Consider the following 14279-nt stretch of genomic DNA (forward strand, 5'->3'; position numbering starts at 1 on the left):
AAAAGGTGGGGAGATAATGGATTCCACAGAAATAGTTCAAATAATGTTATATGCGGATTTCTTTAAGATAATGGGAGACAAGACCAGGTTAACGATCTTAGCTCTATTACAAGTGCAAGCATTATGTGTACGGGATCTAGTGGAGATACTGCAGGCATCTCAGCCTTCCGTTTCTCAGCATTTAGCTAAGATGAAGAGCCAAGGCTTAGTAAAGGAAGAACGACGCGGAGCATGGGTTTTTTATTCCCTTAACACAGACTCGAATAAGCTCATCCCATCTATTCTAGAGCATTTACCAGATTTGAAACCGTTAGTCGACAAGCAACAAAGAGTGAGTCTTAGTAGTTAATATTGTCATTTTATGGATGATCATACCAAAAAAAGGTTAGGATACATCTCATCTCTCAAGCACACATTATTATTGTGAATTGAGGAGGTGAGACAACATGGAAAACAACAAGACACAAGGTACAAATGCTGCTGCGAATAGAGCTGCAAGAGCTGCTCAACAACAAAACACAGCGACTGAGTTTGCAAGTGAGACAAACGCAACTCAAGTACGCAAACAAAACCAGGCTTCTGCTTCTCGCGCTTCTCAACAACAAAACACAGCGACTGAGTTTGCAAGTGAGACAAACGCAACTCAAGTACGCAAACAAAACCAGGCTTCTGCTTCTCGCGCTTCTCAACAACAAAACACAGCGACTGAGTTTGCAAGTGAGACAAACGCAACTCAAGTACGCAAACAAAACCAGGCTTCTGCTTCTCGCGCTTCTCAACAACAAAACACAGCGACTGAGTTTGCAAGTGAGACAAACGTAGCTCAAGTACGCAACCAAAACCAAGCTTCTGCTTCTCGCGCTTCTCAACAAAATAACGCTACGGAATAACAGGTTAACAGTGGGCCTTCACCATTATGGTGAAGGCTCTTAATTTTGAGTTTCAATAATTGAATAAGACAACTCCAACTTGTCTGCATATTGGGACGAGAATGCACATAGATATATAACGCATAGAGCAGGAGGGAAAAAACTGTTAGCTTTACAGATCTACTAATGACCTGTAAGCAAAAGGAATCATGGCAGATGAGCAATGAGCACCAAGCTGGAGCAAGCAAGAAAGACAGCTAACTATCTCAACATAAGTTGAGAAATACTTGTTGAAGATAAAGGCTTTTCAACAAGTATTGACAAGTTGTCTTGGAGCTTGTTCACCTCTGACAAATTTCCTAGGAAATAGACAGTCAGACCCTCCTTTGTCGAAATTAGACAAGGGGAGTTGAAAAAATGAAGCGTAGGGCATTTGGTTTGGTGATGGTGCTGTTGCTCGCATTGGTTGTAACTGGATGCTTCGGAACGAAGACACCAGAAGATGTAGTTAATGATTTGGGAGGGAAACTGGAAAAGATAACAGGGTACAAGACGAACGCTATTCTGACATTGCAGACTGGAACAACACCGCAGCAATATGATGTGGAGGTGTGGTTTTCAAAGCCCACCAACTATCGGGTAGCACTTACTTCAAAACAACGTAATATTACACAGATTATTTTACGCAATGATGAAGGAGTATTTGTTCTAACGCCCCATTTGAAAAAAAGCTTCCGCTTCCAAAGTGGTTGGCCGGAAAATAATGGACCTCTCTATTTATATGAGACGTTAGTTCACAGTATCATTGATGACACAACTCGCAAGGTGAAAATGGATGACAAGGAGTATATGTTCGAAGTAAAAGCCAACTATAGTGGAAATCGTTCCTTCAGCAAACAAAAAATTTGGCTAACGGATGAGCTTATACCAAAGAAAGCAGAGATTATGGATAATAACTCGAATAAACTGGTAGATATTCAATTTACTGAATTCGTGTTTAATCCAGAATTTACAAAAGATGATTTTAATAAAGACAAAAATATGACGAGTGGCATACAAGCTGTTCCAGCGATGAGTCAACCTGGCACGGAGGATCTCACAAGTGATTTTGGTACGATTGAACCTACTTATCTTCCAGCAGGAGTAAAATTAGAAAGTGTGGGGCCAGTTACTTATAAAGAGGAAAGAGCAGTAGTTCTAAAATACCAAGGTAATTTTAATTACTCCTTAATTGAAAACAGGCCATCAGCTACTTCTGTGTGGATGGAAGAATCTGAACCAGTAGATCTCATGTTTACAATCGGAGCCATCTCACATACAGCCGATAATAAGCGAGTCCTCAAATGGGAGTTAGATGGCGTAGAGTTTAAATTAGCTGGTGACCTGCCTGAAGAAGAAATGATCAAGGTCGCACAATCTACGTATGGAGTAGGCGGAAAATAAGTAAGGAAAAGACGAAGCAATGCTTCGTCTTTTTTCCTGCATCAGAATGTAAAACAAATGTAGAGGAATTTCCTGATACATCTTCTAATGAAGAAATAGCTTTTTCTAATGGACTTCATATAGGGTGTTGTTCATCGGGAGAAGGAAGAGAAACCTAGCAATTCTTTCAGCGAATACATCGTTTTCAGCTTCTCTAATAGTAGGATAAAATAGATAAATATGAAGAAGGAAAATGACAACAATAGACAAATTTTTCTGAATTTTATCACCCACTTTATTGACAGGAATACTAAAAAAAGGGTAAGATACGTTACGAGTTATATGGACGGAAGAGGTGACCCAGCTTAGATGAAGACACAATACGGGGAAGTTATAGTAAGCGATAAAGCAACATATTCCGACTTGTTTCTACGCAAGAATCCTAGAATGCGTATTTTAGAAACAATTGTATTTATCGTTGCAATTATTTTACTTTCACTTCTCTTTGAAGATCGTAATTCAGCGTTGTTTAAGGTAGTAGCAGTAGGAAGTGCAGTTGTATTATTGGGGCTCACTCCGATTATCTATAAAGCGGTGCTTAATCCCCACTATACCTTAACGAAAACACATTTAATCATTACGATAAGAGGTGTAGAAACAGCCTTTCATTTAACACAGGTAGAGCCTATCTTGGAAGGACGCCATCTGTACAGGTTAAATGGAAAACGCGCTTCTTTAATGATTAATCGCAAATTCCTTACAGAATTAAATCAACAAATTCAACTTATTCAAAAGAAGAACAAGAGGCGGTAGGTTTATGAAGCCATTTGCTCGTGATACCTGGATAGAGATTGACTTGGATGCAATTGCTTCCAATGTTCAAGCATTACGTCGACACATTCCTTCTCATACTCAGATCATGGCTGTAGTTAAGGCTGACGGATATGGACACGGATCTACTACTATAGCAAAAGAAGCATTGTCAAACGGTGCATCACGTCTTGCCGTAGCGGCTTTAGATGAAGCGCTTGTCCTGAGACGAGCAGGGATCACAGCTCCAATTCTAGTACTGGGATATACTCCAATTGAAGCTATTACAAACGCGATTCACGAAAACATCGAACTTACGGTTTATCACGTAGATTGGGTAGAGGAAGCAGCGCGCTTGCTGCAGGCAGAAGGCGGTCATTTGGCTCTGCATGTGAAAGTGGATACAGGCATGGGAAGAATTGGCGTGCGGGAAGAAGAAGAAGTGTTGAAACTGGTTGAGCGAATTAATTCCTCGGCCGGTATCGAATGGGCAGGAATTTTCACACATTTCGCCTGTGCTGATGAAGAAGACACCACCCATGTCACTGAGCAGCACGTACGCTTTCAGCAATTATTAACCGTGTTAAAAGAAGCAGGTAATATGTTGCCTCTTGTCCACTGCAACAATACAGCTGCCGCCATTCTATTTCCAGAATGGGGTTATGATCTGATCCGTTTAGGCATAGGCTTATACGGATTATATCCTTCACTTTATGTAAAACAGCAAGGACGCGTTACTCTAACTCCTGCCCTTAGTTTGAAGTCGAGAATTGCCCATATAAAAACGTTACCGCAAAAGGCAAGCATCAGCTATGGTGCTACGTATTATGCAGATAGCAATGAGCAGATTGCAACTGTGCCCATTGGATATGGTGACGGTTTTTCCCGCCAGCTTTCCAATCGTGGTTCAGCTATTTGGTCTGGTAAACGTGTGCCTATTGTTGGCAGAGTATGCATGGATCAAATCATGCTGAGCATTCCAGAAGGAACGGCGAATGTAGGGGATGAGGTTGTTTTATATGGCCGACAAGGTCAGGAAGAGATTTCCTTAGATGAGATCGCTACCCTGCTCGGGACAATAAACTACGAAATTTCCTGCATGCTTAACTATCGAATTCCACGTGTGTACGTACGAAATGGTCAGTATGTCGGAATTTGTCACGGAATTGCCAATAACTTCTTACAGGAAAGTAGAAAAAAGGCAGGAATTTAGCAGAATAGATCGAATAAGATGTAAGAAATGTTTTTTATAAGGTAAGATCCGGCAAAAGAAATGAAAATAGGTATATTTTTAAATACGGTTCGACATAATGGTACTGATACGTATGGAATTATAGTAACGAATTAGGAAATAGGTTACGGTCATGGCTGGAGGTGGATTGTCTTGTCTAAAAGAGAAACGAAACGGATCATGATTAGTTTGCCGCAACATTTGCTGCAAGAGGTCGATGGTGTCGTTCAGAAAGAGAATTCCAACAGAAGCGAATTGGTACGACAAGCAATGAGTCTTTATCTGAAAGAACGCAAAAAACGCTTTATACGTGAAACCATGCAACGTGGTTACATGGAAATGGCCAAGATCAATCTTAATATGGCATCAGAAGCATTTAATGCAGAAGAGGAAGCTGATCATACTGTAGACCGCTTAGTTAGCGGGGTGTAGAGCGTGAATGTCAAACGTGGCGATGTATTTTTCGCGGACCTTTCCCCTGTAGTTGGCTCGGAACAAGGTGGAGTCAGACCGGTATTAGTTATTCAAAACGATATTGGAAATCGCTTTAGTCCGACGGTTATCGTCGCTGCGATCACTGCTCAGATACAAAAGGCGAAATTGCCTACCCATGTTGAGATCGATGCGATAACATATGGATTTGATCGGGATTCCGTTATCCTATTGGAACAAATAAGGACCATTGATAAGCAAAGACTAACAGACAAGATCACACATCTAAATGATGAGATGATGGACCGTGTTGATGAAGCAATTCAGATTAGTCTCGGATTAATAGATTTTTAATTTATAACTAGGTTGAAGAAGTAGTATCCTGTTTCGTTCAACTTTAACCGAGATCTCTAAGCCAGCTATTAGTTGGTTTAGAGATCTCGGTTTTTTGTGTGGCGACGGTATAAATGAGATATGTGAGCAGTAAAATATGATGGTGTCAATGTTACTATTAGTAACAAAAAAAAATATAAACAGGAATGGAATTATTTTTTGATTAGTTGTATATATATCTCTTGACTATCAATAAAGGTTAAAAAAAAAATTATTTTTTTAAAAAATAGGTGATTTATATTTTGGGATATTATATAATTATTGTAAAATAATAACACGAACGAAGGTGGTAATGATTGAAAATTGCTCTGCTTAACATGCCATTTGGTTCTTTATATCGACCCTCAATTGGAATTTCCCTCTTGCAAGCCGCTCTCAAAAATCGCGATTTTTCCTGTAATACGTATTACCTCAACTTAATTTTTTCCTCTATGATTAGCCCAGAAACCTACGATTATATCACAGAGAGTTCAATTATTCCCATTAATTCACTTTGTGGAGAATGGATTTTCTCTGAATCACTTTATAAAAAAAATAATATCTCTGAGTTTCAGACATACTTCTTTGATAATTATTGGAAAAAGAAATCAATGGAAGAGAAAGAATCTCTATTTGAAACCATAAAAGAGATACGCTCACATGTTGAACCGTTTCTTGAAAGGGTATTGAATGAATTCGATTGGGCTTCATACGATATCATTGGATTTACCTCTGTATTTGAGCAAAATGTAGCCTCTTTAAGTCTAGCTAAGAGAATGAAAGAGCGTTGGCCTCACTTACGGATCATAATTGGTGGCGCAAATGCGGAAGGCGAGATGGGGCAAGGCATTTTAGATGAATTCCCTTTTATTGATGCTGTTTGTTCTGGAGAAGGCGACTATTCGTTTGTTGATTTTATGGAAAAGTTGAGGCTGACAGGAAATTGGGATGATTGTGATATAAAAGGCATTGTAACCCAGACTAAGCGACGAAAACGAGGAATTACATCAGTTGTTGAATACTCCGATTCAGTCCATAAGATGGATGACTTGCCATACCCCAATTACGATGAATATTTTGAACAAATGGAAAAATATGAATTACTTCAGCAGACTGTACCACCTAGATTCTTATTTGAGTCATCACGTGGTTGTTGGTGGGGAGCAAAACAACATTGTCTTTTTTGTGGCTTAAACGGTTCAAACATGACTTTTCGAAGTAAAACAGCTGAGCGAGCATTAGATGAGTTGCTTAGTCTCTATGAACGATACAGCAAGTATACGAATAAGGCTTCAGCGGTTGATAACATCATTGATATGCAGTATTTTAAAAGTTTTTTACCGATGATTAGTGAGAAAAAGATAGATTTAGATATGTTTTACGAGACCAAAGCTAATTTAACAAAAGAACAGGTCAATCTTTTTAAAGAAGCAGGGTTTCATTATATTCAACCAGGTATTGAAAGTATGATAACCTCAGTGCTCCGATTAATGAATAAAGGAGTCAGCATGTTACAAAACATTCAACTATTAAAGTGGACAAAAGAATTTGGTGTAAAACCACTATGGAATTTCCTTTACGGGTTTCCTGGTGAACAGGAATCTGAATACCAACATATTTTCAAAATATTTCCTGCTCTCTACCATCTTGATCCTCCTGGAGCATATGGCCCTATTCGTTTAGATCGTTTCAGCCCCTACTTTAATAACACAGAGAAACATGGCATGACTAATATTCGACCCATGGCATGCTACCCCCTCATCTATCAAGACCAATCTCGTGAAGCACTAATGAAAATGGCCTATCACTTTGATTTTGACTATGTAAGTGGCCAAGAACCTAATTCATATGTACAAGAATTGATTCAGGGATTACGTTCATGGCAACAATCACATGATGAAAGTGAATTCTTCTATACCGTAACGGGAGAGCACCTTGTGATGGTGGACTTACGACCAATTGCCGGCAATCAAAATGTAACTACTTTACAAGGTATAGAAAAACATATTTATCAAGAGTGTGATCGCTTACGTTCCTTTAAATCGATATGGGGAAATATTAAGGATCAGGGCATTTCCATTACGGAAGAAGAAGTTCGTGCGATGTTAGATTCCTTTGTGCAGCGGCAATGGATGGTTACAGAAGCGGACGTTTATGTGAGCCTAGCAATACCACTCGGGAACTATATGCCGAGTAAGAATGGACTAGAGCGTCTGTTATTATTATCGGAAAATTCAGCTAAAAAAGAAGTTCTCATCTAGAAAAACTGATAGTTATTAGAAGGGGGGTGACAAACTACTTAGGATTGACGAGTGTATTACTGGTTTTATAAAAAAAGGAGGATTGAACATGTCTGAGAAAAAAAAGCTTATCCTGTCTCCAGATGCATTCCATGTAAATGAAAATGGTGAAGTTGTTATTGTAAGTGAGCAAGTAAGAGAAGCACTAGTAAATAGTTCTGAAGAAGCTGCTGTAGGTGAACAAGGAGTTACGGTAAGTGTTTCGGTTTCTATCTAACATAAAGTTTAACTTTTTCTTTACATCATGAAAAATGTCCTCTCTTCTATATTAATGGGGAGAGGACGATATTCCATTTCTTAATGTGGGGTGAGTGACATGTATCTTGAATCAATTACAAAAATAGTACTAGAGAATTGCCTTCAGGTGACGATTAGCCCCAATACTACTGCTCGGACATTAAACATTGGGCTTTTTATTAATCATGGAGTAAAAGACGAGGATAGTTCCATAAATGGAATTTCTCATTTTATTGAGCATTTATCATTCAATTACAATAATCTTTATGAGGATACGAGAAAAAAATTAGGACAGCTAATGGATAAGGGTGCATTGTACGAAGCATTTACAGGAAAGGAAATGACTAGATGTACACTCTCAGCCCAAGAGCAATGCTTACCGGAGATGATAGATACACTATGTAGTATTATTACCGAGTGTAATGTGAATAGAGAAGTTGTAGAGCATGAGCGAGCCATAATAATGCAAGAGGCAGACACTTATTTTTCTTCAGGACGTGTGAAAGAAGAATTAGTTGAACAAGCTCTATGGGGGAACCGTTCGTTAGGGCTCTTTGTAATTGGAAATCGAAATAATATCGCATCATTTACAGAGAATCAAATCCAAGAAAGATTTACAAAATTTTACACTCCGAAAAATACGCACTTGATCATTCAAGGTAATGTGGAAACTGATCAAGTAATGGATTTAATCATCAAAGCATCTAAACGCTTTACAAATTACCTTGATTATAATCGAGATGTGTTTGTTGAAATCGAACCGAGCATAGTAGGAATTGGAAAATCGGATCGAGTTGATTTTACGGTTTCTTTTGTAGGAGCTTCATTCCATTCCAGGGAACGACATGCTATGTACTTATTATCAGATATTCTTGGTAACGGGTTAAAATCGAGATTGTTCACTGAGTTGCGAGAAAAACGGGAGTTGGCCTATACGGTATTTTCTTATGCCCAGAGCTACTCTTTAAGTGGCTATATTGCTATAAATGTTAATTGCCAAAAGAACAAAATGGATGAGGTGTACCGCTGTATCATCAGTATTTTAGAAGATATTAAAGCAAATGGAGTAAGTGAAGAGGAATTACAAAGAGTAAAAGCTGCACGTGTTACGAACATGTTGCAATTATTCGGTAACACAAGTAAACACTTGCAAATAACCGGTCGCTATTCTCTTTTACATAAGGATTTTTTCATTGATCTGGAATTGTACGAGATACGCACGGTTAGTTGCGATGATATCAAAAATCTGGCAAAAAGTATGTTTATTGACGACAGAATGGCCTTATCAGCATTGGGAGCAAGCTCGGATGAATTGTCTATTTTACTATAGGGAGGAACATGGAGATGATAAATCAATCGAACAACGTCGAGAATCCGTTACGAGACAATTCAAGTACTGCCAAGGAAAATTTGCTTCAAGATCGTGGAATTGAAGTGTTTCTCTGTTTGCTGGAGGCTCCGCATTCTGCAAGTGAACTCTCAGTAAGACTGGGCCAATCACGAGCTAAAATTAATTATGTAATAGATCACTTACTCAAAGAAAATCTAATTAGTTTACATATGGAGAAAGTGAACGGAAACAGTATTGAGAAATTTTATGCAGCAAACACGGAAACATTTCAATTGCATTCAAGTGGAAATGAAAGTCATACCGAAAAGATGAAGACTATTCTGTATATTTTAGATTTAATGAAAGAGAATCTCATTAAAGGATTTAGTCAGGATAAGTCAGTTCATCTTGGAATGGTACATGTAAAAATCCATCCATCTAAAATTAAAAACTACTTAGAGCGACTTAAAGCTTTGGAAGAAGAATTTGATCAAGAAATAAAGGATGTAGATCACGAGGAAAGTGAATGGTACACAATGGCATTATCGTTGTTCCCAGGACCCCAAATATAAGAAGGGAGGTATTTATGGAAGACATGTCGGCATTGGAGAAACCTGAAGAAAAAGTACCATCAAACTTTAAAAGATTATTCGCTATACGAGACTATCGTAATCTTATAGCAGCTCAGTTAATATCCAATCTGGGAGACGGCGTTTATGCAATTGGTTTAATCTGGTTGATGAAATTACTCACCAATAGTTCCATTCAAATGTCTATTTTGTTAGCGGCTGAGATCATTCCATTGATTCTATTGGGTATTTTTGCAGGCGTAGTAGTAGATATGGGAAATAAGCGTCGTATCATGATGATAGCTGATGTTGGACGAGGCATTATTTTATTAGCCATTGCTGGACTATTACTAGCGGGATGGTTACAACCTTGGATGTTAATTGTTGGTGCTATCATTTTATCTTCTTTTAGCGCTTACTTCACTCCTGCTCGTGCTGTTACGGTTCGAACGATTGTACCTGAAGAACTGATTCGTCAGGCTCAAAGTATTTCTCAAGGAATGCAGACAGTAGTAGGTATTGCTGGTCCTGCAATTGGAGCATTGCTCCTTTCTTTTGATCTATCCTATGTATTTTTGTTTAATGGGATATCTTTCTTTATCTCGTTATATTTTATCTGGTTAATCAAGCGAGAAGAATTGAACCAAAACTATGAAGGTAAAATGAACTATCAGAAGATTAAGCAAGGATTAACTGGTGGTTTTCGTGCCATTTTAGGGGAACCCATTTTACGTGACATTCTCATCTATATGATGTTAGTAAATTTTATATTGGCACCAACTTCTATCTTGTTTCCATTATATGTATCACACATATCTCAGTTGGCATCTATTGAGATTGCTCTTGTCTTGGGCATTCTATTAGGTTCATTACTAGTGGGACTTATGTCTAAATGGAAATTATTTTTGGCGTTAGTGACAGGTCTACTATTAATCATGATACCTTTTGGACTATTATCCATCGTGACTCAGTATTGGTTAATGATAGGCTGTGCATTCGTAGCAGGGATAGGTAGCTCTATTGCTAATGTCACGCTGCAAACGCTCTTTATGATAAAAGTTCCGCTTGAGGTATTGGGTAGAGCATCAAGCATGATGCGTGTATTACTCGAATCCTTCCGCCCATTAGCAATTCTTGCTACAGGATCTCTCGTTGCATTATATAGCGTCAGAGATATATTTTTAGCAATCGCAGTGTTTGGAATTTTACTCATTGGTTTGATGTGGGTAAATCCTTCCATTCGAAAAAATGAAGAAAAGCAATATGTAGCGTAGAGGAGAGGGTTGAAATGTTTCGGTACACACAAACATCTAACATGAGCAATGACTTTGTATATAACTATTACCAAAAAAAATGCCAGGATATTTTCATCCAATGCATCAAGAAAGCTCGTGAGCTGGTTCCTGATGAATGGGAGCGATTGTCCTGGCTAAGTGAGACGGATATAGTTGAGAAAGTATGGAAGGAAACCGTTCATCCGATTTTTTTCTATTGGATTAACAACAGGTTAATGAAAGCGATTCAGACTAAAGATCTAGATGTGTTAGAAAAAGAAAGCAGACAAGTGGGCAGATTTTTGTACATTTCACTTATTAAAACGGGATTTTATCCAGAATCGATCATTATAGATCTGGATGATCGAGGAGAACTTCGTTTCCCTGGTCATCCAATCTACATTTCTTTAGGGGAAGGGTATCAGAATCGATCGATAGAGCTGGGGATAGAAAATGAATCTTTCCATTTGAGGGTAGGCATAGAGGTCATTTCAATATCAATGGAAGATCTATTAGACACAACGAAGAGCATAAATTCTCCTATATTAAAAAGAAAAATTTCAATAGCCGATAATAAAATCGAGTTAGATTGTGATGACCCAATTGTTCGGTATCACATTGATAATGAGTTATATCAAATTATTAAAGGTCATTCTCTTACTGTTAAGGAGGATGATTTCCCACCACTTACCCCGATTACGTTATCAGATGTATGGTACTACGAGAAAGCGCTTGATTTAGTTAAAGAGTATTGGGCAAGTATGTATACAGAGATAATTGGTCACATAAGGTTGCTAGTCCCACTGAAAACTACAGCTCTAGGTGGGATGACTACTTCTTATTTCCTAGGTGGCATTTTCTTGAGTCATCGTGCTCCTGATCTATTTTGGACGGTAGAAAATTTTATTCACGAAGCTAGCCATAGCAGGCTAGACCAACTTTTTGAAATAGATGATATTTATTTAAATGAGGAAGAGGAAAGGTACTATTCTCCATGGCGTATGGATCTTCGACCGATAAAAGGTATTGTGCATGGGCTTTATGTTTTTATCCGAGTGGCACAATGGTATGAGAGATTAGAAATTCACATTCAAAGTGAAGAAGTAAGACTGCGAAAAGCAGAGGTTTTACTACAAATAGAGGAAGCGATACAAGTACTCCAAACACATGGTAAATTTACCGATTTAGGAGAAGTGTTATTAAAGGAAATGGAAGATGAATACCTGCGCTTACAACAAATGGTTCCAACGGGATGAATATAAACTTTTATTAACCGGGTATAAAACAATAAGATGTGAAAAAGCTTTGCTCTTCTAATGAGCGAAGCTTTTTTTATGGGGAAATGAGAGTCTTTACACAAGAGAAAAATCACTTAATACGAGATGTTCACAATTTGTTACTTCTATAAATAATCGTGACATCTTTATTTTTCTATAATTAAAGAGTGAAAGTTATTTTTTTGAATATAGTTGTATCGTAAAGGAGAAAGGAGCGCCATATGACAGGAAAATGGATAAGACAAACTGACCAAAGTCCCCTTCAAAGCCATGTAACTCAATTATCTTCTCACGTACTCAATTACGAAGCAGAAACACCCCCGATGAACTCGACTCAGAGTACAATCGGTGAAGAGGATTTTTTCGCTATGGATGATATTCATATGCGAAACCTTGAATCTTATCCGCCTCTTCTTGGCCCAATGCAGTATTCCTTTCAAGTTATGTTAAGCAACTACAGACAATTATTACAAAAGTATGAGGAAGTATTATGTGATTATAAGGCAATACAGGTAGATATCTATAAAGCTGTACAATTGCAACAAGATATGTTACCCGTAATTCCAAGTTATGAAAATATTGATATTGGTGTAAAACAGGCTCCTTTAAAAAAGTTATGCGGGGACTATTATTTCTTTAGTGAGATCGATGAAGACCGTTTTAGCATTAGTATTGCCGATATTATGGGTTCTGGTATTACAGCTGCCCTTTATTCTCCTATGCTCCATTATGCGATTAGAGGGGAAGAACTTATTTGTCCCACCGAAATGCTGAGTAGAATTAATAAACAAGCAGAAATAAAATTGCCTAGTTGCGTATTTATCACCATGTTGCATGGAATCTATGACAGAAAGCTTCATACCTTCTCATATGCTAATGCTGGACATGAACCAGGTTATATTTATCGGTATAAAGAAAAGGAAATGTATGAGTTATCGGGAAGAGGTGCTGCTATTGGGGTGCTAAAGAATTCCACTTATTCACTTTGTTCTGTGACCTTAGAAAAAGGGGATGCCATTGTCTTGGTAACAGATGGAGTAGTGGAACGCCGTGAATTAGCACAACAGGTCATCGAACAAAAAATCAGGAAGTATTTATCTGAAAATGATAACATCTCCATGCAGGAATTAGTGGAAAAAATTCACTACTACTACACAGAGGAAAAAGATCAACCAATAAATGATGACTATACCATTATGATTATCCGACGCAATTACAACTAGCTAATACAGGTTTAGATAATAGCATCTAGTTACACATGACGGCTTATTAGGAGCTACAGCAAGTCGAGGTGAACGATATGACACATAATTGTCTATCGGAAAAAGAGAGACAAAAAAATGAAATCATTAACATGATTAGGGATTTTCAAAATCAGCACGATAAGCAGCTTGGGCAATTATTAGTCCAACATTATATTGTATTGGTTGACCGGCTAGTTGCGAAAATTCATCATGGAACAGAAATGAAGGAAGATTTATGCCAGGTAGGTTTAATCGGACTTTTATCTGCATTAAAACGATATGATTATTCATATGGTTGTACATTTGAGAGCTTTGCCATCCCTACCATATTGGGTGAGATGAAACGTTATATTCGTGATAAAACCTGGAGTATACATGTTCCACGTCGTATAAAAGAACTATCCTCGCGCATGTATAAAGCCATAGATGAACTGACCGTAACTCTTGGGCGGTCACCACAAATAGATGAATTGGCTGAACATTTGAATCAGCAGGCTGAGAATGTCAAAGAGGCGCTAGAAATAAGTAAAAATTATCGATCCTTATCGGTTCAAATGGAAATTGACGCAGACCATGAAGGGAATGTAGTCACCATACTTGATTTGATTGGAAATACGGAAGAGGGCTACAGACGTGTCGAGCAAGCCTTACTGATAAAGAAATTGTACGGTGTATTGAATGAGCGAGAAAAAGAAGTAATTACGATGATTTATTATGAAAATATGAACCAAAAGGAAGTGGGAGATTATCTGGGAATCTCTCAAATGCATGTTTCCCGTATTCTACGTCGTGCATTGGATAAACTGAGGGTAGCCATTGCAACCAAACATAGTGAACTTGTAAACTCTTGCCAGTGGGGATATCATACTAAATAGTATGGTTGAGACTAGTCAGAGTTATGGGAGGATTAGC

General features: G+C 38.1%; 15 protein-coding genes. All 15 read left to right on the forward strand.

Annotated features, from left to right (window positions below):
- Positions 1-16: 16 nt before the first annotated feature.
- The gene (locus LM917_RS22280; RefSeq protein ID WP_232699911.1) at positions 17-349 is read left to right on the forward strand and encodes an ArsR/SmtB family transcription factor; all 333 of its coding nucleotides are present in this window, start codon (positions 17-19) and stop codon (positions 347-349) included.
- A gap of 97 nt (positions 350-446) precedes the next feature.
- Positions 447-890, forward strand: a complete 444-nt coding sequence (locus tag LM917_RS22285; RefSeq protein WP_255668519.1) for a gamma-type small acid-soluble spore protein — start codon at positions 447-449, stop codon at positions 888-890.
- A gap of 396 nt (positions 891-1286) precedes the next feature.
- Entirely contained in the window at positions 1287-2312 is a 1026-nt protein-coding gene (locus LM917_RS22290; RefSeq protein WP_232699912.1) for an outer membrane lipoprotein-sorting protein, read from the forward strand.
- Between the two features lie 348 nt (positions 2313-2660).
- Positions 2661-3104 carry a hypothetical protein gene (locus LM917_RS22295; RefSeq protein WP_232699913.1) on the forward strand — a complete coding sequence of 148 codons (444 nt, stop codon included), beginning with the start codon at positions 2661-2663 and terminating at the stop codon, positions 3102-3104.
- A 4-nt stretch (positions 3105-3108) separates the two neighbouring features.
- Positions 3109-4314, forward strand: coding sequence for an alanine racemase (gene alr / locus LM917_RS22300; RefSeq protein ID WP_232699914.1), 1206 nt, complete (start codon positions 3109-3111; stop codon positions 4312-4314).
- A gap of 198 nt (positions 4315-4512) precedes the next feature.
- A complete protein-coding gene (locus LM917_RS22305) occupies positions 4513-4764 on the forward strand; it encodes a CopG family ribbon-helix-helix protein (protein ID WP_232699948.1) in 252 nt (83 codons plus the stop codon).
- A 3-nt stretch (positions 4765-4767) separates the two neighbouring features.
- A complete protein-coding gene (locus LM917_RS22310; protein WP_232699915.1) occupies positions 4768-5118 on the forward strand; it encodes a type II toxin-antitoxin system PemK/MazF family toxin in 351 nt (116 codons plus the stop codon).
- A 335-nt stretch (positions 5119-5453) separates the two neighbouring features.
- Positions 5454-7397: a RiPP maturation radical SAM C-methyltransferase gene (locus LM917_RS22315; protein WP_232699916.1), complete on the forward strand. Its 1944-nt coding sequence runs from the start codon at positions 5454-5456 to the stop codon at positions 7395-7397.
- An 88-nt stretch (positions 7398-7485) separates the two neighbouring features.
- Positions 7486-7653 carry a hypothetical protein gene (locus LM917_RS22320; RefSeq protein ID WP_232699917.1) on the forward strand — a complete coding sequence of 56 codons (168 nt, stop codon included), beginning with the start codon at positions 7486-7488 and terminating at the stop codon, positions 7651-7653.
- A gap of 99 nt (positions 7654-7752) precedes the next feature.
- A complete protein-coding gene (locus tag LM917_RS22325; protein WP_232699918.1) occupies positions 7753-9003 on the forward strand; it encodes a M16 family metallopeptidase in 1251 nt (416 codons plus the stop codon).
- 14 nt (positions 9004-9017) lie between these two features.
- The gene (locus LM917_RS22330; RefSeq protein WP_232699919.1) at positions 9018-9575 is read left to right on the forward strand and encodes a hypothetical protein; all 558 of its coding nucleotides are present in this window, start codon (positions 9018-9020) and stop codon (positions 9573-9575) included.
- Positions 9576-9589: 14 nt separating this feature from the next.
- Positions 9590-10846, forward strand: coding sequence for an MFS transporter (locus tag LM917_RS22335; RefSeq protein ID WP_232699920.1), 1257 nt, complete (start codon positions 9590-9592; stop codon positions 10844-10846).
- A 14-nt stretch (positions 10847-10860) separates the two neighbouring features.
- Positions 10861-12102, forward strand: coding sequence for an aKG-HExxH-type peptide beta-hydroxylase (locus LM917_RS22340; RefSeq protein ID WP_232699921.1), 1242 nt, complete (start codon positions 10861-10863; stop codon positions 12100-12102).
- Positions 12103-12344: 242 nt separating this feature from the next.
- The gene (locus tag LM917_RS22345; protein WP_232699922.1) at positions 12345-13346 is read left to right on the forward strand and encodes a PP2C family protein-serine/threonine phosphatase; all 1002 of its coding nucleotides are present in this window, start codon (positions 12345-12347) and stop codon (positions 13344-13346) included.
- Between the two features lie 77 nt (positions 13347-13423).
- Positions 13424-14242, forward strand: coding sequence for a SigB/SigF/SigG family RNA polymerase sigma factor (locus LM917_RS22350; RefSeq protein ID WP_232699923.1), 819 nt, complete (start codon positions 13424-13426; stop codon positions 14240-14242).
- The last annotated feature ends 37 nt before the right edge of the window (positions 14243-14279 follow it).

Origin of the sequence: Brevibacillus daliensis, from assembly GCF_021245735.1 — a bacterium.
In the GTDB taxonomy this organism is placed as follows: domain Bacteria; phylum Bacillota; class Bacilli; order Brevibacillales; family Brevibacillaceae; genus Brevibacillus_B; species Brevibacillus_B daliensis.

What these genes read in the sequence shown, in the direction of transcription:
- LM917_RS22305 (WP_232699948.1), top strand. Translation starts at nt 4,513, where the DNA reads ATGATTAGTTTGCCGCAACATTTGCTGCAAGAGGTCGATGGTGTCGTT.
- alr (WP_232699914.1), top strand. Translation starts at nt 3,109, where the DNA reads ATGAAGCCATTTGCTCGTGATACCTGGATAGAGATTGACTTGGATGCA.
- LM917_RS22335 (WP_232699920.1), top strand. Translation starts at nt 9,590, where the DNA reads ATGGAAGACATGTCGGCATTGGAGAAACCTGAAGAAAAAGTACCATCA.
- LM917_RS22350 (WP_232699923.1), top strand. Translation starts at nt 13,424, where the DNA reads ATGACACATAATTGTCTATCGGAAAAAGAGAGACAAAAAAATGAAATC.
- LM917_RS22345 (WP_232699922.1), top strand. Translation starts at nt 12,345, where the DNA reads ATGACAGGAAAATGGATAAGACAAACTGACCAAAGTCCCCTTCAAAGC.
- LM917_RS22280 (WP_232699911.1), top strand. Translation starts at nt 17, where the DNA reads ATGGATTCCACAGAAATAGTTCAAATAATGTTATATGCGGATTTCTTT.
- LM917_RS22330 (WP_232699919.1), top strand. Translation starts at nt 9,018, where the DNA reads ATGATAAATCAATCGAACAACGTCGAGAATCCGTTACGAGACAATTCA.
- LM917_RS22325 (WP_232699918.1), top strand. Translation starts at nt 7,753, where the DNA reads ATGTATCTTGAATCAATTACAAAAATAGTACTAGAGAATTGCCTTCAG.
- LM917_RS22285 (WP_255668519.1), top strand. Translation starts at nt 447, where the DNA reads ATGGAAAACAACAAGACACAAGGTACAAATGCTGCTGCGAATAGAGCT.
- LM917_RS22340 (WP_232699921.1), top strand. Translation starts at nt 10,861, where the DNA reads ATGTTTCGGTACACACAAACATCTAACATGAGCAATGACTTTGTATAT.
- LM917_RS22290 (WP_232699912.1), top strand. Translation starts at nt 1,287, where the DNA reads ATGAAGCGTAGGGCATTTGGTTTGGTGATGGTGCTGTTGCTCGCATTG.
- LM917_RS22295 (WP_232699913.1), top strand. Translation starts at nt 2,661, where the DNA reads ATGAAGACACAATACGGGGAAGTTATAGTAAGCGATAAAGCAACATAT.
- LM917_RS22320 (WP_232699917.1), top strand. Translation starts at nt 7,486, where the DNA reads ATGTCTGAGAAAAAAAAGCTTATCCTGTCTCCAGATGCATTCCATGTA.